Annotated in this window: 24 protein-coding genes and 1 pseudogene; 21 read left to right on the plus strand and 4 right to left on the minus strand. The window is 68.4% G+C overall.

The genetic code is table 11. The features are described 5' to 3' along the window. The first annotated feature begins 12 nt into the window (after positions 1-12). The 16 genes from AC30PD_RS14305 to AC30PD_RS14380 all read left to right on the plus strand — a co-directional run bounded on the left by AC30PD_RS14305 (position 13) and on the right by AC30PD_RS14380 (position 13,999). Complete coding sequence (locus tag AC30PD_RS14305) at positions 13-873, plus strand: branched-chain amino acid ABC transporter permease (RefSeq protein ID WP_489536306.1); 861 nt, start codon at positions 13-15, stop codon at positions 871-873. Further along, positions 870-1,877 carry a branched-chain amino acid ABC transporter permease gene (locus AC30PD_RS14310; protein WP_489536307.1) on the plus strand — a complete coding sequence of 336 codons (1,008 nt, stop codon included), beginning with the start codon at positions 870-872 and terminating at the stop codon, positions 1,875-1,877. Before AC30PD_RS14305 ends, AC30PD_RS14310 begins: the two co-directional genes overlap by 4 nt. Continuing rightward, the gene (locus tag AC30PD_RS14315; RefSeq protein ID WP_489536308.1) at positions 1,874-2,638 is read left to right on the plus strand and encodes an ABC transporter ATP-binding protein; all 765 of its coding nucleotides are present in this window, start codon (positions 1,874-1,876) and stop codon (positions 2,636-2,638) included. Before AC30PD_RS14310 ends, AC30PD_RS14315 begins: the two co-directional genes overlap by 4 nt. Then, on the plus strand, positions 2,631-3,332 hold the full coding sequence (locus AC30PD_RS14320) for an ABC transporter ATP-binding protein (RefSeq protein ID WP_489536309.1): 702 nt from the start codon (positions 2,631-2,633) through the stop codon (positions 3,330-3,332). Before AC30PD_RS14315 ends, AC30PD_RS14320 begins: the two co-directional genes overlap by 8 nt. Positions 3,333-3,419: 87 nt before the next feature. Then, complete coding sequence (locus AC30PD_RS14325) at positions 3,420-4,694, plus strand: aromatic ring-hydroxylating oxygenase subunit alpha (protein WP_489536310.1); 1,275 nt, start codon at positions 3,420-3,422, stop codon at positions 4,692-4,694. Positions 4,695-4,706: 12 nt separating this feature from the next. Beyond that, positions 4,707-5,192: an aromatic-ring-hydroxylating dioxygenase subunit beta gene (locus tag AC30PD_RS14330; protein ID WP_489536311.1), complete on the plus strand. Its 486-nt coding sequence runs from the start codon at positions 4,707-4,709 to the stop codon at positions 5,190-5,192. Positions 5,193-5,203: 11 nt separating this feature from the next. Next, positions 5,204-6,115: a VOC family protein gene (locus AC30PD_RS14335; RefSeq protein WP_489536312.1), complete on the plus strand. Its 912-nt coding sequence runs from the start codon at positions 5,204-5,206 to the stop codon at positions 6,113-6,115. Further along, a complete protein-coding gene (locus AC30PD_RS14340) occupies positions 6,112-6,906 on the plus strand; it encodes an SDR family oxidoreductase (protein WP_489536313.1) in 795 nt (264 codons plus the stop codon). Before AC30PD_RS14335 ends, AC30PD_RS14340 begins: the two co-directional genes overlap by 4 nt. Beyond that, a complete protein-coding gene (locus AC30PD_RS14345; RefSeq protein WP_489536314.1) occupies positions 6,906-8,126 on the plus strand; it encodes an MFS transporter in 1,221 nt (406 codons plus the stop codon). Before AC30PD_RS14340 ends, AC30PD_RS14345 begins: the two co-directional genes overlap by 1 nt. Next, the gene (locus AC30PD_RS14350) at positions 8,119-8,844 is read left to right on the plus strand and encodes a TetR/AcrR family transcriptional regulator (protein ID WP_489536315.1); all 726 of its coding nucleotides are present in this window, start codon (positions 8,119-8,121) and stop codon (positions 8,842-8,844) included. The genes AC30PD_RS14345 and AC30PD_RS14350 overlap by 8 nt, the downstream gene beginning before the upstream one ends. Next, complete coding sequence (locus tag AC30PD_RS14355; protein ID WP_489536316.1) at positions 8,841-9,875, plus strand: amidohydrolase family protein; 1,035 nt, start codon at positions 8,841-8,843, stop codon at positions 9,873-9,875. Before AC30PD_RS14350 ends, AC30PD_RS14355 begins: the two co-directional genes overlap by 4 nt. 50 nt (positions 9,876-9,925) lie before the next feature. Then, on the plus strand, positions 9,926-10,933 hold the full coding sequence (locus tag AC30PD_RS14360; protein WP_489536317.1) for a PdxA family dehydrogenase: 1,008 nt from the start codon (positions 9,926-9,928) through the stop codon (positions 10,931-10,933). Positions 10,934-10,970: 37 nt separating this feature from the next. Next, positions 10,971-11,321 carry a non-heme iron oxygenase ferredoxin subunit gene (locus AC30PD_RS14365; protein WP_489536318.1) on the plus strand — a complete coding sequence of 117 codons (351 nt, stop codon included), beginning with the start codon at positions 10,971-10,973 and terminating at the stop codon, positions 11,319-11,321. Between the two features lie 14 nt (positions 11,322-11,335). Then, entirely contained in the window at positions 11,336-12,670 is a 1,335-nt protein-coding gene (locus AC30PD_RS14370) for an aromatic ring-hydroxylating oxygenase subunit alpha (RefSeq protein ID WP_489536319.1), read from the plus strand. Beyond that, complete coding sequence (locus tag AC30PD_RS14375) at positions 12,667-13,161, plus strand: aromatic-ring-hydroxylating dioxygenase subunit beta (RefSeq protein WP_448169668.1); 495 nt, start codon at positions 12,667-12,669, stop codon at positions 13,159-13,161. The genes AC30PD_RS14370 and AC30PD_RS14375 overlap by 4 nt, the downstream gene beginning before the upstream one ends. A gap of 13 nt (positions 13,162-13,174) precedes the next feature. Beyond that, complete coding sequence (locus tag AC30PD_RS14380; protein WP_489536320.1) at positions 13,175-13,999, plus strand: 1,6-dihydroxycyclohexa-2,4-diene-1-carboxylate dehydrogenase; 825 nt, start codon at positions 13,175-13,177, stop codon at positions 13,997-13,999. A gap of 13 nt (positions 14,000-14,012) precedes the next feature. On the opposite strand, the gene AC30PD_RS14385 is transcribed toward AC30PD_RS14380, so the two are convergent. The 3 genes from AC30PD_RS14385 to AC30PD_RS14395 form a co-directional block, all read right to left on the minus strand. Then, a complete protein-coding gene (locus AC30PD_RS14385; protein WP_489536321.1) occupies positions 14,013-15,554 on the minus strand; it encodes a DHA2 family efflux MFS transporter permease subunit in 1,542 nt (513 codons plus the stop codon). Positions 15,555-15,561: 7 nt separating this feature from the next. Continuing rightward, positions 15,562-16,653: an HlyD family secretion protein gene (locus AC30PD_RS14390; protein ID WP_489536322.1), complete on the minus strand. Its 1,092-nt coding sequence runs from the start codon at positions 16,651-16,653 to the stop codon at positions 15,562-15,564. Positions 16,654-16,718: 65 nt separating this feature from the next. After that, positions 16,719-17,198, minus strand: coding sequence for a PaaI family thioesterase (locus AC30PD_RS14395; RefSeq protein WP_489536323.1), 480 nt, complete (start codon positions 17,196-17,198; stop codon positions 16,719-16,721). Positions 17,199-17,305: 107 nt separating this feature from the next. Between AC30PD_RS14395 and AC30PD_RS14400 the strand changes: the two genes are divergently transcribed. The 5 genes from AC30PD_RS14400 (at position 17,306) to AC30PD_RS14420 (ending at position 23,158) form a co-directional block, all read left to right on the plus strand. Further along, entirely contained in the window at positions 17,306-18,094 is a 789-nt protein-coding gene (locus AC30PD_RS14400) for an enoyl-CoA hydratase/isomerase family protein (RefSeq protein ID WP_489536324.1), read from the plus strand. Positions 18,095-18,110: 16 nt separating this feature from the next. Further along, positions 18,111-19,325, plus strand: coding sequence for a CaiB/BaiF CoA transferase family protein (locus AC30PD_RS14405; RefSeq protein ID WP_489536325.1), 1,215 nt, complete (start codon positions 18,111-18,113; stop codon positions 19,323-19,325). Continuing rightward, on the plus strand, positions 19,322-21,313 hold the full coding sequence (locus tag AC30PD_RS14410) for an acetoacetate--CoA ligase (protein WP_489536326.1): 1,992 nt from the start codon (positions 19,322-19,324) through the stop codon (positions 21,311-21,313). The genes AC30PD_RS14405 and AC30PD_RS14410 overlap by 4 nt, the downstream gene beginning before the upstream one ends. Before the next feature lie 10 nt (positions 21,314-21,323). Next, on the plus strand, positions 21,324-22,310 hold the full coding sequence (locus AC30PD_RS14415) for a tripartite tricarboxylate transporter substrate binding protein (RefSeq protein ID WP_489536327.1): 987 nt from the start codon (positions 21,324-21,326) through the stop codon (positions 22,308-22,310). Positions 22,311-22,375: 65 nt separating this feature from the next. Then, on the plus strand, positions 22,376-23,158 hold the full coding sequence (locus tag AC30PD_RS14420) for an enoyl-CoA hydratase-related protein (RefSeq protein WP_489536328.1): 783 nt from the start codon (positions 22,376-22,378) through the stop codon (positions 23,156-23,158). 75 nt (positions 23,159-23,233) lie between these two features. Here AC30PD_RS14420 and AC30PD_RS14425 read toward each other — a convergent pair. Further along, a pseudogene (locus AC30PD_RS14425) lies at positions 23,234-23,478 on the minus strand (hypothetical protein); the annotation flags it as partial.

Below are 23,478 nucleotides of genomic sequence, written 5' to 3' on the forward strand. Positions count from 1 at the left end.
GCCTGGCACACCATGCAGATCGTCGTTGAACAGGTTCTGAACGCCCTGCAGATGGGGGTGCTGCTGTTCCTGATCGCCTCGGGGCTGTCGCTCGTCTTCGGCCTGATGCACGTCGTCAACCTGGCGCACGGCGCGCTGTACATGGTTGGCGCCTACTTCGGCATCACGATCGCGCGCGGCCTGGGCAACTTCTACCTCGCGTTGCTGTTCGCACCGCTGCTCACCGCGATGCTGGGCGTGCTGCTCGAGCGCACGCTGCTGGCGCGCACCTATGGGCGCGGTATGTACCCGCAGGTGCTGCTGACGCTCGGGCTGGTGTTCGCTTTCGACGAGCTGGTGCGCATCATCTGGGGCGCGCCGATCCAGACCCTGGCGTTGCCGCCCGGACTCGAAGGCACCGTCGCACTGGCGGGCGCCTTGGTGCCGGTCTATCGGGTGCAGGTCGTGGTCATCGGCGCCGTGGTCATCACCACCTTGCTGTTGGGCTTCGGCCGCACGCGCCTGGGGGCGATGGTGCGCGCCGGTGTCGACGACCGCGAGATGGCCGCGGCGCTGGGCATCGACGTCTCCCGTCTCTTCAGCGGCGTGTTCGCGGTGGGCTCGGCGCTGGCCGGCCTGGCGGGCGTGCTCTCGGTGCCGATCTTCAATGCCTTTCCCGGCATGGGCAGCGAGATCCTGATCTCCGCGCTGGTGGTGGTCGTGGTCGGCGGCATGGGCTCGCTGGCAGGCGCGCTGATCGCGAGCCTGCTGATCGGCGCAGCCACCGTCGTCGGCCAGATCTACGCGGCCGAGTTCTCGACCGCGGTGATCTATCTCGTGCTCGTCGCGGTGCTGCTGGTGCGGCCGCAAGGCCTGATGGGAATCGCGCGATGAACAACATCCGTCACTGGCCGACGCTGGCCGTGCTGGCAGCGGCACTGGCCCTGCCGCACTTCACCCGCGGCACGCAGACCGAGTTCGCGACCGAAGTCATGATCACCGGCATGTTCGCGCTCAGCCTGAACATCCTGATCGGGCGGCTCGGGCTGATCAGCTTCGGCCATGGGCTCTTTCTCGGCGTTGGCGCCTATCTGGCCGGGTTCATGCTGCGCCACCTGTCCGACAACCTGTTCCTGCTGCTGGCGGCAGCGCTGGTCGTCGGCATCGTGGTCTCGGCGCTGGTCGGCGCGATGGTGCTGCGGCTCGGTGGCGTGGGCTTCGTGATGATCACGATCGCGTTCTGCCAGCTGTTCTACGTGCTGGTGCTGTCGACGCAGGCCTGGTCGGGCGGGATCAACGGCATCCCGTCGATCCCGCGCCCGAAACTGTGGCGCGGCACCGACCTGCCGGCCTGGCTGTCGCTGGACAGCGAGTTCACGTTTTACTACGTCGCGCTGGTCGGGCTGGTGCTGCTGGTGTACGGCCTGAAACGGCTCGACGCTTCGCCGCTGGGCTCGGTCTTTTCCGGCATCCGCCAGAACGCGGCGCGCATGCGCGCGCTCGGCTACCCGGTGCGGCGCTTCCAGCTGATCGGCTTCGTGATGGCTGGCTCGCTGGCTGCGGTGGCGGGTGCCTTGCAGGCCAGCCTGTTCAGCCTGGTCGATCCGTCGCTGCTGTTCTGGACCACCTCGGGTGAGGTCATCCTGATGGTGATCCTGGGCGGCGTGGGCGCCCTGTACGGGCCACTGGTCGGCGCGGCCCTGTTCCTCGCGTTGTTCCACTACCTCGGCACGCTGACCGACCACTGGCGGCTCGTGCTCGGCATCGTCTTCGTGGTGGTCGTGCTGTACGCCCCGAACGGTCTGGTGCCGCTGGTGATGAATGCGCTGGGGCGTTGGCGCGGCACGAAGCCGAGCACCCGCGCTGCGGCCGCGGCGCTGCCCGAGGAGGCGGCGTGACGGCCGCTGCGTTGCTCGAGACCCGCGGGCTGACGCTGGCCTACGGGCGCTTTCGGGCCCTGAACGGCGTCGACCTGAAACTGATGTCGGGCAAGCGCTACGGTGTGCTCGGCCCGAACGGCGCCGGCAAGACGACGCTGCTGAACCTGCTGACCGGAACCCTGCGCGCGACCTCGGGTTCGATCCACTTCGACGGTGTCGACATCACAGCGCTGCCGGCCGAGCGGCGCAGCCACCTCGGCATCGGTCGCAGCTTCCAGAAGACCAGCATCTTTCCCGAGTTCACGGTGACGGACAACGTGCGCATGGCGGTGCAGTCGCGCGAGCCGGCGCGGGCCTTCGATTTCTGGTCGCCGCGTGCGCGCGACCACCACTTCGACGAGCGCGCCGCGGCCTGCGTCGACAAGGTCGGGCTGTCGGGCAAGGCGCAGGTGCCGGCCACCGACCTGTCCTACGGTGAGCTGCGCCAGCTCGAGATCGCGCTGGCGCTGGCGACCGAGCCGCGCCTGTTGCTGCTCGACGAGCCGACCGCCGGCATGAGCGAGGAAGAAACGAACGACGTCGTCGACATGCTGCGTGCCAGCCTGCCGGCGTCGCTGACCCTGGTGATCATCGAGCACGACCTGAAGGTGATCGAGGGGCTGACCGACCACGTGTTCGTGTTCGAGCAGGGTGCCTTGTTCGAGCAGGGCACACCGGCCGAGATCCGCGGCAGCGAGCGGGTGCAGAAGATCTACTTCAAGGGGCGCACGCTTGCTTGAGCTGAAAGACATCCGCGCCGCCTACGGTGCCACGCCGGTGCTGCACGGCATCAGCCTGCGCGCCGACGCATCGAGCTTCCTCGGGCTGGTGGGCCGCAACGGCGTCGGCAAGACGACGACGCTGCGCAGCATCGTCGGGCTGATGCCGCTGACCGCCGGTGACGTCCTGTTCGACGGTGTGTCGCTCGTCGGTCGCGCCACGCACGACATCGCGCGCCTGGGTGTGGCCTACGTGCCCGAGAACCGCGGCGTGTTTCCGTCGCTGACGGTGATGGAGAGCCTGACGCTGGGCGCGCGCCCGCGCCGCGACGGCCCCGCCGGCTGGACGCTGGATCGCGTGCTCGAGATCTTCCCGCGCCTCGGCGAACGCCGGCGCAACCGCGGCGATGCGCTGTCGGGTGGTGAGCAGCAGATGCTGGCGATCGGCCGGGCCTTGCTGACCAACCCGCGGCTGCTGATCCTCGACGAACCGACCGAAGGCCTGGCGCCGCTGATCGTCGAGGAGATTCAGTCGGTGCTGCGCTCGCTGCGCGGCAGCGGCATGGCGCTGATCGTCGTCGACCAGAACCTGGACACCGTGTTCAACGTCGCCGACGAGGTCGCGGTGATGTCGCGCGGCGCCGTCGTGGCGCGCGGGCCGAGCGCCACCGTGCAGGCCGACCACACGCTGCTGAACCACTACCTCGGGGTGTGACGGCATTCCCCGCGGCCGATCAATCCGTGCCTCGCACCGCACGCCGTGCGAGGCGCCAACGCCTGCCAGGCAACAGGAGAAGACCCGATGAAAGACATCTCCAAGGTCATCAAGCTGCACGTCGACAACGAGCGCCAGCTGTTCAAGGTGCCGCGCACCTCGTTCGTTGACACCAACGTCTTCGAGGCCGAACGCGATGCAATTTTCAACCGCTGCTGGCTCTACCTCGGCCACGCGTCCGAACTCGCCAAACCGGGCCAGTTCGTCACGCGCACGGTGGCCGGGCGCAACGTCATCTTCAACCGCGATGCCCGCGGCACGATCAACGCCTTCATGAACACCTGCCCGCACCGCGGCGCCACGGTGTGCCGCGACCGCTCGGGCACGGCCAAGAACTTCCAGTGCTTCTATCACGGCTGGGTGTTCGGCAACGACGGCAAGCTCAAGGACCAGCCGGGCAAGGAGTCGTACTGCGAGGGCTTCAACGATGAAGGCGGCGCGAACCTCGTGACGGCACCTCGCCACGAGGAATACCGCGGCTTCCATTTCATCGCCTTCGACAAGGACATCGTCGATCTGCCCACCTACCTGGGCAACGCGCGCGAGTACATCGACCTGGTGGCCGACCAGTCCGAAGTCGGCATGGCGATCGTCGGCGGCACGCAGGAATACAGCCTGCGCGCCAACTGGAAACTGCTGGTCGAGAACAGCATCGACGGCTACCACGCCTCGACCACGCATGCCAGTTACCTCGACTACCTGAAAGGCACGGTCGGCTCACTCTCGCCGGTGCCGCTGGTGGGCCACGGGCGCGACCTGGGCAACGGGCACGCCGTGATCGAGTACAGCGCCCCCTGGGGTCGCCCGGTCGGGCAGTGGATCCCGGCGTGGGGCGAGCAGGGCAAGGCCGACATCGAGAAGATCGTCGCCGGGCTGACGCAGCGCTTCGGCGCCGAACGCGCGCAGCGCATCGCCTTGAAGAACCGCAACCTGCTGATCTTCCCGAACCTCGTCATCAACGACATCATGGCGGTCACGGTGCGCACCTTCTATCCGCTGGCGCCGAATTTCCTGCACGTGAACGCCTGGGCGCTGGCACCCACCGAGGAAAGCGACTGGTCGCGCAAGTCGCGTCTCGAGAACTTCCTCGAATTTCTCGGCCCGGGCGGCTTCGCGACACCCGACGACGTCGAAGCGCTGCAGCAGTGCCAGACCGGCTACGAGAACGTGCGCGAGGCGGGCTGGAACGACATCTCCAAGGGCATGGGCAAGGCGCAGCCGGCAATGGACGACGAGATCCAGATGCGCGCCTTCTGGACCGAGTGGAGTTCGCGCCTGACACGTGCCAACGCCGCCGCCTGAGGAGCCACACACATGCAGACCTTCACCCGCCCCGAGATCGAAGACTTTCTTTTCCATGAGGCCGCGCTGCTCGACGACTGGCGGCTCGACGAATGGCTGGCGCTGTTCACCGACGACGCGCGCTACGAAGTACCCTCGACCGACCTGGCCAAGGACGCAACGCCGGATCGCAACCTGTTCTACATTGCCGACGACGCGTTCCGCCTCGGCGAGCGCGTCAAACGGCTGCAGAAGAAGACCGCCTTCTCCGAGTACCCGCGCTCGAAGACGCGGCACCTCGTCAGCAACGTGCGTATCCTCGAGTCGGGCGCCGACGGGTGCCGCGTCGCCACCGCCTTCGTGACCTACCGCACCAAGGGCGGCCACACCGACATCTACATCGGCAGCAGCGAATATTCGCTGGTGCGCCAGGCCGCGGGCCTGCGCATCCGCAAGAAGCGCTGCGTGCTCGACCTCGATTCGCTGCGCCCGCAGGGGCGCGTGAGCATCCTTCTCTGACGGAGACGACCATGAGCATGCCCTTCCGATACCGCAAGCTGGGCTACGTCGCGCTGAACGTGACCGACCTCGACCGATCGGCCGCGTTCTACACCGACACCGTCGGTCTCGACGCCTCCGAACCGGTGGCGGGCGGGCCAGCCTTCCTGCGCTGCGGCAGCGACCACCACCACCTCGTGCTGTACCCGGCCCAGGCGCCGGGCGTCAAGCGGGTCGCGTTCGAGCTCGAGAGCCGCGCCGAGATGGAGCATGCGCGCAAGCACCTCGCCGGCCTTGGTCTCGCTGTGGAAGAAATCGATGCCGAGGAACGCGCGGCGCTGCGCCAGGGCGACGGCCTGCGCTTCGTCGAGCCGAACTCCGGGCTGACGATGGAGTTCTACACCCGCGTGCTGCAGATGGCGCTGCCGTTCCGCCAGAGCCTGACCAAGATCGTGCGGCTCGGCCACGTGGTGCTGTCGGTCGAACGCTTCGACGAGATGGCGGCGTACCTGACGGCCAATCTCGGCTTCGCGATCTCGGACTTCGTCGAAGGCCGCTTCGCGTTCATGCGCTGCCAACCCAACCCGCTGCACCACTCGTTCGCGATCGGGCGCTCGGTCGAGGGCAACCACCTGAACCACATCAACTTCATGGTCAGCGACATCGACGACATCGGCGTCGCGATGAACCGGCTCAACAAGGCCGAGGTGCCGATCGTGTTCGGGCCGGGCCGGCACAAGCCCTCGGGCAGCATCTTCCTGTACTTCCTCGATCCCGACGGCATGACCGTCGAGTACAGCTTCGGCATGGAAGAGTTCCCCGAGAAGGGCGCGCGCGAGCCGCGCATGCTCGAGGCGCATCCGTCGGCGCTCGACACCTGGGGCAGCGTGCCCAAGCCGGCCTTCGGCAAGGTGGGCGCGATCGAACGCCGGGTGCCTGCATGAGCGGCGCCGCGCCAGCCGCGCCCTGGGCGACGCGTGCCAAACCGCACGAAGGCCGGGTCGCGGTGGTGACCGGTGCGGCGCGCGGCATCGGCCTGGAAATCGCGCTTCGGCTGGCGCGTGATGGCGCCCGGCTGGCGCTCGCCGACGCCGATGCGGCCGGTCTGGCGGCGAGCGCGCAGGCCGTGCGCGAGCTCGGTGTCGAGGTCATCACCGAAGCCGGCGACCTGGCGCAGGAGTCCGTCGCCAACACGCTGATCGCGAGCACGCTGGCCGCGTTCGGCCGCATCGACATCCTCGTCAACAACGCCGGCGGCGGCGTGATCCTGCCGTTCCTCGAACACACGCCGCAAACGCTGAAGCAGACCATCGACCGCAACCTCTGGACCGTGATCTGGTGCTGCCGCGCGGCGCTGCCGACGATGAAGCAGCAGCGCTACGGGCGCATCGTCATCCTCGGTGCCGATTCGGTGATGAGCGGGCTCTGGGACCACGCTGCCTACAACGCCGCCAAGGGCGGCGCGCACGGCCTGACCACCGGGCTGGCGCGCGAGTTCGCACGCGACGGCATCACGGTGAACACGGTGGCGCCGTGCGCGGTCAGCACGCCGCAGCTGGTCGAGCTGAACACCAAGGACCCGGCACTGGTGGACCGGTTCGTCAGCATCATCCCGATGGGCCGGGCCGCCGAAATGGCCGAGGTCGCCTCGATGGTGAGCTACGTGGCCTCGACCGAGGCGTCGTTCGTCACCGGCCAGGTGATCAGCGTCAACGGCGGCAGCACGATGCCGTGATGGCATCCGCCGACATCGCCAGATCGAGCGACTGGCCGCGGGTCGGCCTGTTGCTGATGTGCGGCGTGTTCGCCGCCACGCAGGTCGGCAAGCTGCCACCCGCGATGATTGCATTGCGCGAGCAGTACGGTGCCAGCCTGGTCCAGCTCGGCTGGATCACCTCGGTCGTCAACCTGACCGCGGCCGTGATCGGTCTGGCCACCGGGCTGCTGGCCGACCGCATCGGGCGCCGCAACATTCTCAAGCTCGGACTGCTGGCACTCGGTGCCGGCGCCTTGCTCGGCGCGCTCAGTCAGGGCATGGGCGGGCTGTTCGCGTCGCGCATCGTCGAGGGCCTGGGATTCGTCTGCATCGTGGTTTCGGCGCCGGCGCTGATGCGCGACGCCGCGGCACCGTCCCGGCTTAAGCTGGCGCTCGGTCTGTGGAGCAGTTACATGGCGCTGGGGATGACGACGATGCTGCTGCTGGCGCCGCAGCTGATGGGCGTGCTCGGCTGGCGCGGCGGCTGGTGGGTCGGCGCGCTCGGCGCTGGCGTGCTGTTGACGCTGACACTGTGGGCCTTTCCCGCGGACGATCGGGTTGCCGCTGCCGCGCAGACCCCGGCCGCATTGCTGCGCGGCCTGGAGTCGAGCACGCCCTGGCTGCTCGCCGGCTGCTTCACCGTCTACACCTTGCAGTGGATGACGATGATGGTGTGGCTGCCGACCTTCCTGCAGGACGAACTCGGGTTCGGACTCGCGCGCGCTTCCGCGTTCGTCGCGGTCGTCATCATCGTCAACGCGCCGGGCGCGTGGCTGGGCGGTTGGCTCTCGAACCGCGGCGTCGCGCCGGCGCTGCTGGTGCTGGTGTCGGGCCTCGTGATGGGACTCGCCGGCTGCGGCGCATTCGTCGTCGCTGCCGACCCGCTGCTGCGCCTGGCGCTGTGCATCGCGTTCTCGTTCATCGGTGGCGTGCTGCCGGCCGCGATCTACGCCTGCCTGCCGGCGGTCGCGGCGCCGCGCCAGAACTTCGGCTCGGTCAACGGCCTGGCGGTGCAGGCCTCGAATCTCGGCGCCTTGCTTGGGCCACCCCTGGCGGCAGCGCTGGTCGGCGTTGGCGGTTGGCACGGCGTGGGTTGGGCCTATCTCGCGACCGCGGCGGCCTCGGCCCTGCTGATCCTGCGGGCGGCGAAAGCGCCGGAGTTGCGCGCACGCGGTGCCACGAAGCCAGTCCATGGCTGATGCCCCTGTGGCCCGCAGCGCGCGTCGAAGCCCGCCGGTGTCGGCGGCGCCGAAGTCCAGGCGCACGCAGGCCGTGCGCAGCGGCGAGATGAAGCGCCGCATCCTCGATGCGGCCTTCGAGGTGCTGAAGGAGCGCGGCTTCGCCGGCTTCACGACGCCCGAGGTCGCGCGGCGCGCGGGCGTGTCGCGCGGCGCGCAGGTGCACCACTTCCCGAGCAAGCACGACCTGGTGACGGCCGCGATGGAGCACGTGTTCGGCATCGCGCTGGCCGATGGCCTGAGGCTCGCCGAAGCCGCGAAGCGCTCGGGGCGGCCGGTCGAGGCGCTGATCGGTGACGCCCAGGCCTTCTACTTCAGCGACTACTTCTTCGTCGGCCTGGACATGCTGCTCGCGGGCGGCAAGGACCCGGCGCTGAAGGAGGCCGGCATTCGCGTCGTGCGCAACTACCGCCGCCCGGTCGAGCAGCAGTGGCTCGCCGTGATGCAGGAACTCGGGCTGCCGGCCCGGATCAGCGAGGACCTGCTGCTGCTCACCGTCAGCCTGGTGCGGGGCTTCGGCATCCGCCAGCTCTGGTCGGCGGAGCCGGAGCGCGTGGCGGGTCTGCTCACGCTGTGGCAGGACATGATCGACACCTATGTCGCGGCGAAGGTGCCCGCGAAGGCCCCTGCGGCTCACACGGCCACGCCCCCCCCGAAAGCGAACCCGAGCCTGACATGACCGCCCACGACAGCATCGACATTCACACCCACGTGGTCCCGGCCGAATTCCCGCCCTACCTCGGGCAGCGGCTCGGCGTGCGCTGGCCGTCGATGGCGCCGGCGCAGACGTGCCACCGCCATGTGATGCTCGACGCCAAGGTCTACCGCACGGTGTCGCACCAGTGCTGGGACTGCCAGGTGCGCTTGGCCGACATGGACACGATGCAGATCGGCCGGCAGGTGTTGTCGCCGATGCCCGAGCTGTTGTCGTACTGGCTCGCGGGCGACGATGCCGCGGTGCTGACGCGCTTCCTGAACGAGGCCATCGCCGGCATGGTGCAGCAGGCACCGGCACGCTTCATCGGCCTTGGCGCGGTGCCGCTGCAGGACGTCGAGCGTGCGATTGGCGAACTCGACCACGCCGTTCACCAATGCGGCCTGGCCGGCGTCGAGATCGGCAGCAACATCGACGGCGTCAGCATCGGCGATGCGCGCTTCCTGCCCTTCTTCGAAGCGGCCGAGCGCTGGGGCGCGGCGATCTTCGTGCATGCGCTGCGGCCCGCCGGCATGGACCGCTTGGTCGGCCCGCCGATCCTCGAACAGGCGCTGGCGTTCCCGGGCGAGGTGGGGCTGGCCGCGGCCTCGCTGCTGACCGGCGGCACGCTGGCGCGCTGCCCGCGGCTGCGCATCGCGTTCAGCCATGGCGGTGGCACGCTGGCGCAGTTGCTGCCGCGCCTGCAGCACGCCTGGGAGAGTTTTCCGGCGCTGCGTGAAGCCATGCCGACGGCACCGCGCGTCGGCGCGCGTGCCATGTACTACGACGACCTCGTCTACGACGCGGCGACCATCGACTACCTGCTGCAGACCTTTGGCGCCACCCAGCTGATGCTGGGCAGCGACTACCCGTTCGCAATCATGGACAAGGCGCCGGTCGGGCGCGTGCAGGCGCTGCAGCTGGACGATTCGGTCAAGCGTCAGCTCCGGCGCGGCAATGCCGAACGATGGCTGGGCGCCGCTTCTGCGGTACTGGAAAACCCCGGTGCAGAATGATGACTTTTCTGTAAATATCGAGATTATGGTTAATCTATGGAGATTGTCTCGTGACCTCGGCTAGCTTGGCGATCAGGCCGCGCGACCGCGCGAAGGTCGGTATCGTGATCGGCGATCCCTGCGGCATCGGTCCCGAGGTGGTGGTCAAGGCCTGGGCGAGCGGGCAGCTGCATGCGCTTTGCCGTCCGGTGCTGATCGGCAGTGCCGCCGCAGTGCGGCAGGCGATCGACCAGGGAGGCGTCAATGCGAAGCTGCGTGTCATCGATGCACCCGAGCGCATGTCGGGGCGGGCGGGCACGATCGACATCATCGACTCGGGCGCGCTGGATCCGGCCGACATCACGCTTGGCGAAGACAACCTGGCCTGCGGTCGCGCCACCGGGGTCTGGCTCGACGAGGCCGACAATCTGGCGCGTGCGGGCCGGTTGCAGGCCACCGTGATGGGACCGATCAGCTCCGGCGCGATGCAGATGGCGGGCGTGCTCGACCGGGTCGTGCAGGTCAGGCCCGGGCACAGCTATCTGCTGCTGGTGTCGGGTGCGCTGCGGGTGGCGCACCTGACCGACCACGTCGCGCTGCGCGAGGTCTCCGGGCTCATCACCGCCGACCTGATCGAGTCGGCGCTGCGCACGCTCAACGGCGTGCTCCGGCAGTGGGGAATGGCCAGCCCGCGCATTGCGGTCGCGGGCTTCAATCCGCATGCCAAGGGCGCCGAAGAAGAGCAGCACATGACGCCGGGCATCCAGCGTGCGCGCGCCGCCGGGATCGATGTCACCGGCCCGGTGAGTCCCGACACGGTGTTTCGCCACTGCATCGAGGGTCGTTTCGACATCGTGCTGGCGATGTACCACGACCAGGGCCACATCGCGATCAAGACCGCTGCCTTCGCCGGCAACGTCGCGGTCATCCTCGGCCCGCCGTACCCTCATGTGACGGTTGCGCACGGCACCGCCTACGACATCGTTGGCCGCGGCATTGCCGACCACTCGATGATCCTGAACGCCATCGTGACCGCCGGCTCGCTGGCCGCCGGGCGCGCTTTCCCGACCCTGCACTGACATGTCAGCTGCCTTTGCCCAACGAGAGGACCGCTGCGTGAGCGACTCCAAGACGATGACATTCATCGCCCGCATCGACGATGTCGAGGCGGGCTACGCCCTTCAGGTGCCCGTCGAAGGCCGCGAACCGGTGGCACTGGTGCGCCTGGACGAAGGCTATTTCGTCTTCGACGACACCTGCACCCATGGCGCGGCGTCGATGTCCGAAGGCGACATCATCGGCTGCGAGATCGAGTGCCCGTTCCACAGCGGCCGCTTCGACATCCGCACCGGCGCGGCCACCGCGTTTCCGTGCGTCAAGGCACTGATGATCTACCCGGTCAAGATCGAAGGCGACGAGGTCTACGCGGCACTGGACGCGGGTACGCGTGCCGACGAATCCACTTAATCAAGGAGCCCCCCATGGACGCTGCACCCCGAACCCTGCTCGACGACGTCGTTCACCACGAAGACGGGCTGCGCGCCGTCGATCGGCGCATCTTCGTCGACCCCGAGATGTTCGAGCTCGAGCAACGCCATATCTGGGAAAAGGTCTGGGTCTACGTCGCGCACGAGAGCCAGCTGCCCAAGCCCAAGGACTACATCACCGGCTGGATCGGGCGTGCGCCGATCGTCATCAACCGTGACAAGACCGGCAAGCTGAATGCCTTCGTCAACATCTGCTCGCACCGCGGCGCGACGCTGTGCCGCACCTCGAAGGGCAACGCCAGCACCTTCGTGTGCTCGTTCCACGGCTGGGCTTACGACGGCCAGGGCAAGCTGCTGGCGGCCATGAACGAAGAGGGCGCCGGCTACCCCGAAAGCTTCGACAAGAGCAAGCGCGGCCTGACCCGGGTGCGGCTTGAGAACTACCGTGGCTTCCTGTTCGCGACGCTGAACAAGGACGCCGAACCGCTGACGGACTATCTGGCCGAGGCCAAGACCTTCATCGACATCGTGGTCGAGCAGTCGCCCCAGGGCATCGAGGTGCTCAAGGGCCGGTCGGTCTACACCTACGAGGGCAACTGGAAGCTGCAGGCGGAGAACGGCGTCGACGGCTACCACGTCGATTCGGTCCACGCCAACTACGTGCAGATGATCAAGAACCGCGCCAAGATCAACGCCGAGGGCAAGGCGCTGAAGGTCATGGCGGTGGGCGACTTCAACCGCTTCCGCGGCGGCTACTACGACCTGGGCAACGGTCACACGATGTTGTGGTCGAGCGTCTCCAACCCGCAGGACCGGCCGATCTATGGCCGCCGCGAGGAACTCGCGGCCAGCATGGGCAAGGAGAAGGCCGACTGGGCCGTCAACCGCTCGCGCAACCTGGGCATCTACCCGAACATGTTCCTGATGGACCAGATGGGCACGCAGATTCGCATGTTCCGCCCGCTGTCGGTCGACAAGACCGAGGTCACGATCTACTGCTTCGCGCCGGTCGGCGAACCGGCGGTCGAACGCAGCAAGCGCATCCGCCAGTACGAGGACTTCTTCAACGCCTCGGGCATGGCGACGCCCGACGACCTGACCGAGTTCAACGAGACACAGAAGGGCTGCAACCACTACAGCGTGGTGCGCTGGAGCGACATGTCGCGCGGCCAGGTGCACGAGGTTCCCGGCGCCGACGACCTCGCGGTCGGGCTCGGCATCACGCCCGGCAGCAGCGGCGCGAAGGCGTCCGACGAAGGCATCTTCATCGCCCAGCACGGGCGCTGGGCGGAGCTGATGAAGGCCGGCTCGAACGGGAGCGAACGATGAGCGACGCGGCAACGCTGCACAGCGTCACCGACTTCCTGTACCGCGAGGCGGAGTACATCGACGCGCGCCGCTGGGACGACTGGCTCGCGCTGTTCGATCCCAAGGCCGAGTACTGGATTCCGTCGTGGGACTCGGAAGACGAGTACACCAGCGACCCGCAGAACGAGGTCTCGCTGATGTACTACGGCGACCGCACCGGCCTCGAAGACCGTGTGTTCCGGCTGCGCACCGGGCGTTCGGCGGCATCGACACCGCTGCCGCGCACCTGCCACATGGTGTCGAACGTGCGCGTGACACCGGGTGCCGACGGCACCTGCGCGGTCAAGGCCAACTTCGTCACCCACCTGTTCAAGCGCAACGTCTCGCAAAGCTTCTACGGGCACTACGAGTACCTGCTGGGCCGTCAGGGCGAGGACTGGTGCATCCGCAAGAAGAAGATCCTGGTACTCAACGACCTGATCGAGACCGTGCTCGACATCTACAGCGTCTGAGGCCGAGGCAGTCATGGTCACAGCCGCAGCCGGCAGCAAGAGGCGCACGCGCTCCGCAGTGCGCCAGCGCTTCGAGGGCAAGACCGCCGTGGTCACCGGCGCGGCCCAGGGCATCGGCCGCGCGGTGGCGCTGGCGATGGCCGCCGAGGGCGCGCATGTCGTCTTGGTCGACCGCTCGAAGATCGTCGAGGAAGTCCGCGACGAGGTGCTGGCCTTGGGGGGCAGGGCCAGCGCGCTGCGCGCCGACGTCGAGCAGTACGCGGCCTGCAGGAAGCTGATGGCAAAAGCAGCGGCACTCGACGGGCGCATCGACGTGCTGGTCAACAACGTCGGCGGCACGATCTGGGTCCAGCCCTTTGCGCAGTATCGCGAAGAGCAGATCACGGCCGAGATCAACCGCTCGCTGTTCCCGACGCTGTGGTGCTGCCACGCGGTGCTGCCATACATGATCAAGCAAGGCGCGGGCAGCATCGTCAACGTCTCGTCCACCGCCACCCGCGGCGTCCACCGAGTGCCGTACTCGGCGGCCAAGGGCGGGGTCAATGCACTGACGGTATGTCTGGCCTGGGAGTATGCGGAGCAGGGCATTCGTGTCAACGCGGTGGCCCCGGGCGGCACCGATGTCGGGCCGCGGCGCATCCCGCGCAACACCGAAACCATGGACGAGCGGCAGCGCGGCTGGTACCAGGCGATCGTCGACCAGACCATCGATTCCACCTTCGTCAAACGCTACGGCACGGCCGACGAGCAGGCGGCGGCGATCCTGTTCCTGGCTTCCGACGAAGCCTCCTATGTCACGGGTGTGACCTTGCCGGTGGCTGGCGGCGACCTCGGCTGACCGCCCCGGACGATCACTCGGCGGTGCCCGGGGCTTCGGCGATCGGCACGGCCGCCGGCGGCTTGCGCAGCAGCGCGATCAGCGGGATGCCGATCAGGCCCACCCACATCATCAGCCTGAAGTCCTCCAGGTAGGCGAGCATGGCCGCCTGCCGGCCGACTTCGGCGTTCAGCGCCAGCAGACCCGCCTCGCTCGACAGGTCGTGCGCGCCGGCTTCCACCGCCTGCCGGAGCGGCAAGCTGAAGGGGTTGATGTGCTCGGCCAGCACCGCGTGCCCGGCCTGCGTGTTCTGCGCCAGCAGTGCCACCATGGCCGAGATGCCGATGCTGGCGCCGATGTTGCGTATCAGGCTGAACAGCGCCGCGCCCTCGTTGCGAAAGCGCGGCGCCAGGGTCGAGAAGGCGACCGTCGACAGCGGCACGAACACGAAGCCCAGACCCAAGCCCTGGACGATGCCGGTGCGCGCCACGTCCCAGGCACCGATGTCGGCGTTGAACTGTGTCATCTGGTGCATCGCCAGGCTCGTCAGCGCCATGCCGGTCAGCAACTGCCAGCGCAGGTCGAGCACGCCCGACAGGCGTCCGACGATGAGCATCGCGACCATGGTGCCGACACCGCGCGGCACCAGCAAATTGCCGACGTCGATCACCGGGTAGCCCAGCAGGTTGTGCAAGAACGGCGGCAGCAGCGCCATGGTGCCGAACAGGATGGCGCCCATGAAGAAGATCAGCAGCAGGCCGACGCTGAAATTGCGGTCCGCGAACAAGCCCGGCTCGATGAACGGGTGGGCGTGGGTGAACATGTGGGCCAGGAAGAGGTAAAAGGCCAAGCCGGCGAGCACGGCTTCGGCGACGATCTCCGGGCTCGCGAACCAGCCCAGCGATTCGCCGCGGTCCAGCATCATCTGGAACGCGCCAATGGCCAGCGCGAGCAGCCCGAAGCCCAGCCCGTCGAAGCGGCGCGAACGGTCCAGTGGCGTCTCCGGCACAAAGCTTGCCAGGCCGAGCCAGGTCAGGATGCCCACCGGCAGGTTGATGTAGAACACCCAACGCCAGCTCAGGTGCTCGGTCAGCCAGCCGCCGAGCGACGGGCCCAGGATCGGGCCGACCATCACGCCGACGCCCCACAAGGCCATGGCCGACGCGTGGCGCTCGCGCGGATGGCTGTCGAGCAGCACGGCCTGCGACAGCGGCACCAGACAGGCGCCGAACACGCCCTGCAGCAGCCGAAAGCCCACGAGCTGGTTCAGGTTCTGGGCCGCGCCGCACAGCATCGACGCGATCGTGAAGCCGACCACCGACCACATGAAGACGCGCTTGCGCCCGAGGCGTCCCGACAGGAAGCCGGTCAGCGGCATGCAGATCGCCGCCGCCACGATGTAGGAGGTGAGCACCCAGGCGATCTGGTCCTGGGTCGCCCCCATCGCGCTTTGCATTTGCGGCAGTGCCACGTTGGCGATGGTGGTGTCGACGGCCTGCATGATCGTGGCCAGCATCACCGAGACGGTGACCAGCACCGGGTGGGTGACCCGGGGGCTGGCGGCAGCCGCGCTCACGACCACGTCACCAGCCGGCCGGCATCGACAGGCCGAAGAGCTCGCGCCGCTGGCCGGTGGCGATCGTGGCGGTCGCACTGAGGCCCGCGCGCAGCGGCGGCTGGCCGGCCGCAGCATCGAGCCGGATGCGAACCGGCACCCGCTGCACGACCTTGACCCAGTTGCCGGTGGCGTTCTGGGCCGGGATCAGCGCGAACTCGGCCCCGGTGGCCGGGCTCAGGCTGTCGACCGTGCCGAGCCAAGTCACGCCCGGGTAGCTGTCGACGCGCACGCGCGCCGCCTGCCCGGAACGAATGTGCGTCAGATCGGTCTCGGTGAAGTTGGCTTCGACCCAGGGCGTGGTGCTGACCACCAGGGCCATCGCGACACTGCCGACGCTGACGAACTGACCGAGCCGGGGCGGTTTGCTGGCGATGCCCGGCAACGCGGCACGGATCTCGGTGCGCGCGAGATCGAGCCGCGCACGCTCGAGTTCGGCGTGCGCGGCGCGGATGCTCGGATGCCGATCGGCAGGCGCGTTGGCGCTGCCGCCCAAGGTCACGGCGATGCGCTGCAGTTCCTGTTCGAGGACGCTGATCTGCTGCCCGGCCAGCGCGCTGGCCTGACGCGCGTCGTCGAAGCGAGACGCCGAGACAAAGCCACGCGCCACCAGCTCGGCCTGGCGTTGCTGCTCCTGCTGCGCGAACGACAAGCGGGTCCGGGCCACGACGATCTCCGCCTGCTTCTGGCGGTGGCCCGCGCCCAGCGCCGCCAGGTCGACGCGCGCCTGGGCCAGCCGCGCTTCGGCCTCGGCGACCGCCACGCGGAACGGCATCGGGGCCAGCCTGAACAGGACCTGGCCCGGCGCGACCGCTTCGTTCTCGCGCACCAGCACCTCGGCGACGCTGCCTGCGACCTCGGCGCTGACGGCGACCTTGTCGGCCTTGACATAGGCGTTGTCGGTCTCGACATCACGCCCGCCACGCAGGTAGAAGGCCAGCAGCAGCGCGAGGCCGAACAGCGGGATCAACACCATCAGGATCACCCGGCGCCGCGCCCGCATCGTGCGGGCGGGCGGCTTGCCGGTGGCGGCGTCGGGTGCGATCGGATCGTCGCTCACGGCTTGGGATGGCGGTGTGTCGGGCGTGCCCGAGGCACCCGGCGAAGCCCCTGGATTCTGGGAACTCACGATCGGGGCCAGAGCACCCGCCAGATGCCCTGCGCCGTCGCGCAGACCTTGCCGTCTTCGCTGATGAACTGGCCCTCCGCGAACGCCGTGCCGCGCCCGAGGCGAACGACGCGCCCGCGCGCCTCGAAGCTGTCGCCGCGGGCCACGTCAAGATAAGTCATCGTCAGCGTGATCGTGAAGGTTCGCAGCTCGCGCACATCGACCGACCGGGCGTCCGGCAGCTCGAACAGCCCGGAGATGATCGAGTAGCCCAGCGCACCGTCGCACATGTAGGCGATGACGCCACCGTTGAGCACCTTGGCCGCGTCGCCACCCGCGCCGCCGCCGCGCTGGGTCGGGCCGGCCTGCGGCAGGCGGATCGTGACCTCGCCCACGCCGCGCTCCTCGACGAGCAGGCCTTGCGCGCGCATGAACGCGTCCTCGTTCCAGCCACGCTTGATGGTGGCGATGACGTTGCGGTTGTCGGCATGGTCCATGGGCGGTCCGGTGGTGGAGGGGTGGCACGAGCTTTCGAAGCTGCCAAACTAACACTTGTTATGTTATCCTGAACACGTTCTCACCGAAACCGAAGGAGCCCTCGAACATGTCCGATCAGCCGCCGGTTCGCCTGGACGTTGACGCCGATGGCATCGCCACGCTGACCCTGAACCGCCCCGACCAGCTCAATGCCTTCGACCTGAAGATGATCGAAGCCTGGCGCGCGGCGCTTGAGTCTGCCGAGGCTGACGAACGCGTCAAGGTCATCGTCGTCACCGGCGCCGGCCGCGCGTTCTGCGCCGGCGGCGACTTCGAGGAGATGGCCAAGTTCAGCGAGATGGACAGCCTGGAGCGCAAGAACTTCCTTTTCCGCAACGTGCACCGCATACCGCTCGCGCTCGAGCGCATGGACAAGCCGGTCATCGCCGCGATCAACGGCGCGGCGCGCGGTGCCGGCCTCGACATGGCGCTCATGTGCGACATCCGCCTGATGGCGCGGTCGGCCACGCTGGCCGAGACCTACATCAACATTGGCCTGATGGCCGGCGACGCCGGCTCTTGGTTCCTGCCGCGCCTGATCGGCACCGCCCGCGCGCTCGAACTGTTCTGGACCGGCCGCGTCGTCGGCGCCGAAGAGGCCGAGCGCATCGGCATGGTCAACCGCAGCGTGCCCGATGCCGAACTCATGAGCGCCACCTACGAGCTGGCGCGCACGATCGCGTCAAAGCCGCAGCAGGCGGTTCGCTTCTTCCGGCGCGCGGTCTACCAGAGCCAGACGATGGCGCTGGCCACCCACCTTGACATGGTGTCGTCGCACATGGCCGTGCTCGAAGACACGCCCGAGCACCGCGCCGGCATCGCCGCCTTCCGCACCCGGGCGCGCGGCGCCAAGTAGCGCGTCGGGCCTTGAGATGGCAGGCGTACTCGACGGGATCACGGTCGTCGACCTGTCGCGCCTGATCGCCGGGCCGTATGCGGCGATGGCGCTGGCCGATCTGGGCGCGCGCGTCATCAAGGTCGAAGCGCTGGCGGGTGAAGACGGGCGTCACCTGGGGCCGCCGTTCTACGGCGATTCGAGCGTCACCTACATGTCCTGCAACCGCGGCAAGGAGTCGCTCGCGCTCGATGTGCGCAAGCCCGCCGGCCGTGCGATTCTCGACCGCCTGATCGCGCGTTCGCAGGTGGTCGTGCACAACTTCCGCCCCGACTTCGCCGAGAAGTACGCGTTGACCTACGACGCGGTCCGGGCGACCCATCCCGAGATCGTCTACGCCGCCGTCACGGCCTTCGGCGAGCGCGGCGAATACCGCCTGCGCCCGGCGGTCGACAGCGTCGTGCAGGGCATGGCGGGCGGCTTCTACGCCAGCGGCGACGAGGGCGACGATCCCATCCGCATGGGCCTGCCGCTCGTCGACGTGGCCTGCGGCATGTGCGGCGCCTTCGGCATCCTCGCGGCGGTGATGCACTGGCGTCAGACCGGCCGCGGCCAGGCGGTCGAGACCGCGCTGATCGACACGATGTTCAACCTGATGGCGGCCAAGGTGGGCGAGCATGCCGTCGAGCAGCGCGAGCCGGCGCGCGCCATCAACCTGCCGATCGCCGCGCCGAGCCGGCACTTCCGCGCCGGTGACGGCCGCTGGTTCAGCGTCTCGGTGATCAGTGACGGTGCGTTTCGGCGCTTCTGCGAGGCGATCGACCGGCCGGCGTGGGTCGACGATCCGCGCTATGCGACCAACGCCGACCGCGTCGCGCGCCGGCCCGAGATGGCGGTGGAACTGAAAACGATCTTCGCCACCCGTCCGGCTGCTCACTGGGTCGATGCCTTCGCGGCCGCCGACATTCCCAGCGGCCCGGTGAACACCGTGTCCGAGGCCATGGCCGATCCGATCCTCGCGCGGCGCTTCGTGACGCACGCGGCGCTGCCAGGCCTGCCGCTGATCCCGTTTCCTTCGCGTCTGAGTGAGGGCATGCTGAGCCCCGATGCGATGGCGCCGCCACCGCGCGCCGGCGAGCACAGCGAGGCACTGCTGCGCGAACTCGGCTGCGACGCCGCCGAAGTGGCGCGGCTGGTGAGCGAGCGCGTCGTGCGCCTGGCCGAGCCCCATCCAACCAGGACCTCTTCATGAGCCACGCCGAAGCCGCCGAGGTGATCTGGCGCCCGTCGCCGCAGCGCGTTTCACGCGCGCGCGTCACGCATTTCACCGAATGGCTGCGCGCCCACAAGGGCTTGCACTTCGCCGACTACGCTGCGTTGTGGCAATGGTCGGTCGATGAGGTCGGGGCGTTCTGGTCGGCACTGGTCGAGTACTTCGAGTTGCCGCTCGAGGGCGAGCGCACGCCGGTGCTGGCCGACCGTTCGATGCCGGGGGCGCGCTGGTTCCCGAACACCCGCACCAACTACGTCAGCCAGATCTTCAGGCATGCCACCGTGCAGCGGCCGGCGATCATCTTCCGCAACGAGGCCGGGCAGCGCGACGAAGTCTCGTGGGCCCGGCTCGAGCGCGATGTGGCTGCGCTCGCCCAGTGGCTGCGCGAGCAGGGCGTGACGAGCGGCGACCGCGTCGTCGCCTACCTGCCGAACATTCCGCAGACGGTGGTGGCGTTCCTCGCGGTGGCCAGTGTCGGAGCGATCTGGTCGCTGTGTTCGCCCGAGATGGGCGTGGCCGCGGTGCTCGACCGTTTCCGTCAGATTGAGCCCAAGGTGATGATCGCCGCCGACGGCTACCGCTGGAGCGGCAAGGCCTACGACCGCCGCGAACTGATCGGGCAGATGCTGCAGGAATTGCCGAGCGTCGAGCGCCTGGTGCTGGTGCCGTACCTCGATCCCGAGGCGGTCGCAACGGCCTGGCCGCAGGGCGTGGCCTGGCGCGATGCGCTGCAACGCGACGCCGCGCTGCAAATCGATCTGCAAGCATTCGACCACCCGCTCTGGGTCGTCTACTCGTCCGGCACCACCGGGCTGCCGAAGCCGATCGTGCATGGCCATGGCGGCATCCTGATCGAGCACGTGAAGACGATGGCGCTGCACAACGATGTCGCCGCCACCGACCGTTTCCACTGGTACACGACCACCGGCTGGGTGATGTGGAACCTGAACGTGGCCGCGCTGCTGGTGGGCGCGACCATGTGCGTCTACGACGGCAACCCGGCCTGGCCCGACTACTCGACGCTGTGGCGCTTCTGCGGCGAGATGAACCTTGACTTCTTCGGCGCCGGCGCCGCGTTCTTCACGATGTGCGAGAAGCACGGCGTCGAGCCGCGCAACGTCGCAGCGCTCGGCCGGCTGCGCACCGTCGGCTCGACCGGCTCGCCGCTGTCCCCCGAGAGCTACCGCTGGGTCTACGACAAGGTGGGCAGCGACGTCTGGCTCACGCCGATGTCGGGCGGCACCGACTTTGCCGGCGCCTTCGTCGGCGGTGTGCCGACCGTGCCGGTGGTGGTCGGCGAAATGCAGGTGCGCTGCCTGGGCGCGAACGTGCAGGCCTGGGACGACGCCGGCCGCGCGCTGGTCGACGAGGTCGGCGAGCTCGTCTGCACCGCGCCGATCCCGTCGATGCCGCTGTACCTCTGGAACGACCCGGGCGGCACGCGTCTGCGCGAGAGCTATTTCGACACCTACCCCGGCGTCTGGCGCCACGGAGACTGGCTGCGTGTCACGCCGCGCGGCGGCGCGGTCATCTACGGCCGCAGCGACGCCACGATCAACCGCCACGGCGTGCGCATGGGCACGAGTGAGCTCTACAGCGTGGTCGAGGCCTTGCCGGAGGTGATGGACAGCCTGGTGGTCGACCTCGAGTTCCTCGGCCGGGAAAGCTGGATGCCGTTGTTCGTCGTGCTGCGCCCCGGGCATGCGCTCGATGCCGAGTTGACCGAGCGCATCAAGGCCGCGATCCGCAGCGCGCTGTCGGCGCGCCACGTGCCGAACGACGTGATCGCGGTGGCCGAGGTGCCGCGCACGCTGACCGGCAAGAAGCTGGAAGTTCCGGTGAAGAAGCTGCTGCTCGGCCAGCCGATCGAGAAGGTCGCGAACCGCGGCGCGATGGCCAACCCGGCCAGTCTCGACTGGTTCGTCGAACTGGCGCGCCAGCGCGGCGCGAACACCGCTCAAACCTGAAGGAGATCGCGTGACGAACACCGTCGTTTCGAGGGTCGTGGCCTGCGCCATGCTCGTGTGGGCCGCCAGCGCCGGGCCGGCGGCACAGGCGCAGACGGCCTATCCGACCAAGCCGGTTCACATCATCGTGCCCTCCACGCCGGCGGGCGTGCTCGACAACGTGGCGCGCACGTTGGCACTGCGGCTGGCCGAGCAGCTCGGGCAGCCGATCGTGATCGACAACAAGGGCGGCGCGGGCGGCAACATCGGCGCCGAAGCCGCGGCGCGGTCGGCGCCTGACGGTTACACGCTGTTCATCGGCTTCAATGCCACGCATGGCGCGAACCCCGCGCTGTTCGGCAAGCTGAGCTACGATCCGATCAAGGACTTCGCGCCGATCAGCCTGCTCGCGGCGGTGCCGAACATCATCTCGGTCCATCCCTCGGTGCCGGTCAACACGCTGACCGAACTGGTCGCGATGGCCAAGGTCAAGCCGGGCCAGCTGAGCTATGCCTCGTCGGGCAACGGCACGTCCACGCACCTCGCGGCAGAGATGTTCAAGGGGGCGGCCGGGGTCGACATCGCGCACATTCCCTACAAGGGCAGCGCGCCGGCGGTGGCCGACGTGATCGCCGGCCAGGTGCCGATGATCGTCGACAGCGTGGCCTCGTCGACGGCCCAGGTCAAGGCGGGCAAGCTCAAGGCGCTGGCGACCACGGGCCCCAGGCGCTTGTCCGTGTTGCCCGATCTGCCCACGGTGGCGGAGTCGGGCTACCCGGGCTTCGAGTCCACCGCCTGGCTCGGCCTGCTCGCGCCGGCCGGCACACCCAAGGCCATCATCGATCAACTCAACGCACAGGTCCTGAAGGTCATGGCGCTGCCCGAGACGCGCGAGCGCATGGCTGCGTTCGGCGCCGAGATCACGACTTCCACACCCGAGCAGTTCGCGGCCCACATCCGCTCCGAGATCGCCAAGCTCGGCAAGGTGGTGCGCGATGCCAGCATCAAGCTGAACTGAACCCGATTCGGGTGCAGCCCAGCGCCCGCCCCGCCTTTCCTCAACCCTTGCACTGGAGCAACACCATGTCCGATAAAGAGATCTACTACGACGTCAAGGACTACGTCGGCACGATCACCATCAACCGGCCGAAGACGCTGAATGCGTTCACCGGCGACAACATCGTCGAGATGCAGCGCTTGCTCGACGTGGCCGCCGCCGACACGAAGGTCGGCGTCATCGTCCTGACCGGAACCGGCGACCGTGCCTTCTGCGTCGGCGGCGACGTCAACTGGGAGAAGGGCAGCGGCGGCAAGAGCGGCCTGGAAGACCTGAACTTCACGTTCAACCGTCAGATCGTCGAGTGCCCGAAGCCGGTGATCGCGCGCGTCAGCGGCTACGCCATTGGGGCCGGCCATCACATCGCCTACTTCTGCGACTTCACGGTCGCCGCCGACCATTCCATCTTCGGCCAGAACGGTCCGCGGGTCGGCTCGCCGGCTGGCGGCTACATCGTTTCGCACTCGGCCAATGTGCTGGGCCACAAGCGCGCGCGCGAGCTGTGGATGCTGTGCCGGCGCTACACCGCGCAGCAGGCATTGGACTGGGGCCTGGCGAATTCGGTCGTGCCGAAAGAAAAGCTCGACGAAGAAGTGCGCAAGTACGCCGACGAACTGTTGTCCCTGAGCCCGACCTGCCTGCGCATCGTCAAGCGCTCGTTCTACCACCACATGCAGCCCATCATGGGCCGCGACATGAGCGACCTGATCAAGGAAGTGGCGCCGAACTACTTCAAGACCGAAGAACAGCAGGAAGGCGCCAACGCATTCCTCGAGAAGCGCAAGCCAGATTTCAGCCGTTTCCGCTGAGCCGAGCGCGACCGGACGGTGCGCCGTCCGGATCGCTTTCTTGTCGAGCCTGTCCAGCGGCGGCGAAGACTCCGGCTACGCCGGCGGGACGGCAGGCTTGTCGGTGCGCGCGCCGGCCTCGTGGAAGGTGATGTACACGGCGTTCGCGAAGATGACCGTGCCGCCGATCCAGCTCCAGATGTCGGGCACTTTGCCGAAGACCAGGAAGCCGATCAGAGAAGCCCAGACCAGCCGCGTGAAGTCCAGCGGCATCAGCGCCGTGGCCTCGGCGTACTTGAACGACTTGGTGTAGGCGAACTGCCCCACGGTGGCGATGAAGG

Origin of the sequence: Rhizobacter sp. (assembly GCF_032229685.1) — a bacterium.
Taxonomy (GTDB): Bacteria; Pseudomonadota; Gammaproteobacteria; order Burkholderiales; family Burkholderiaceae_C; genus LMDS01.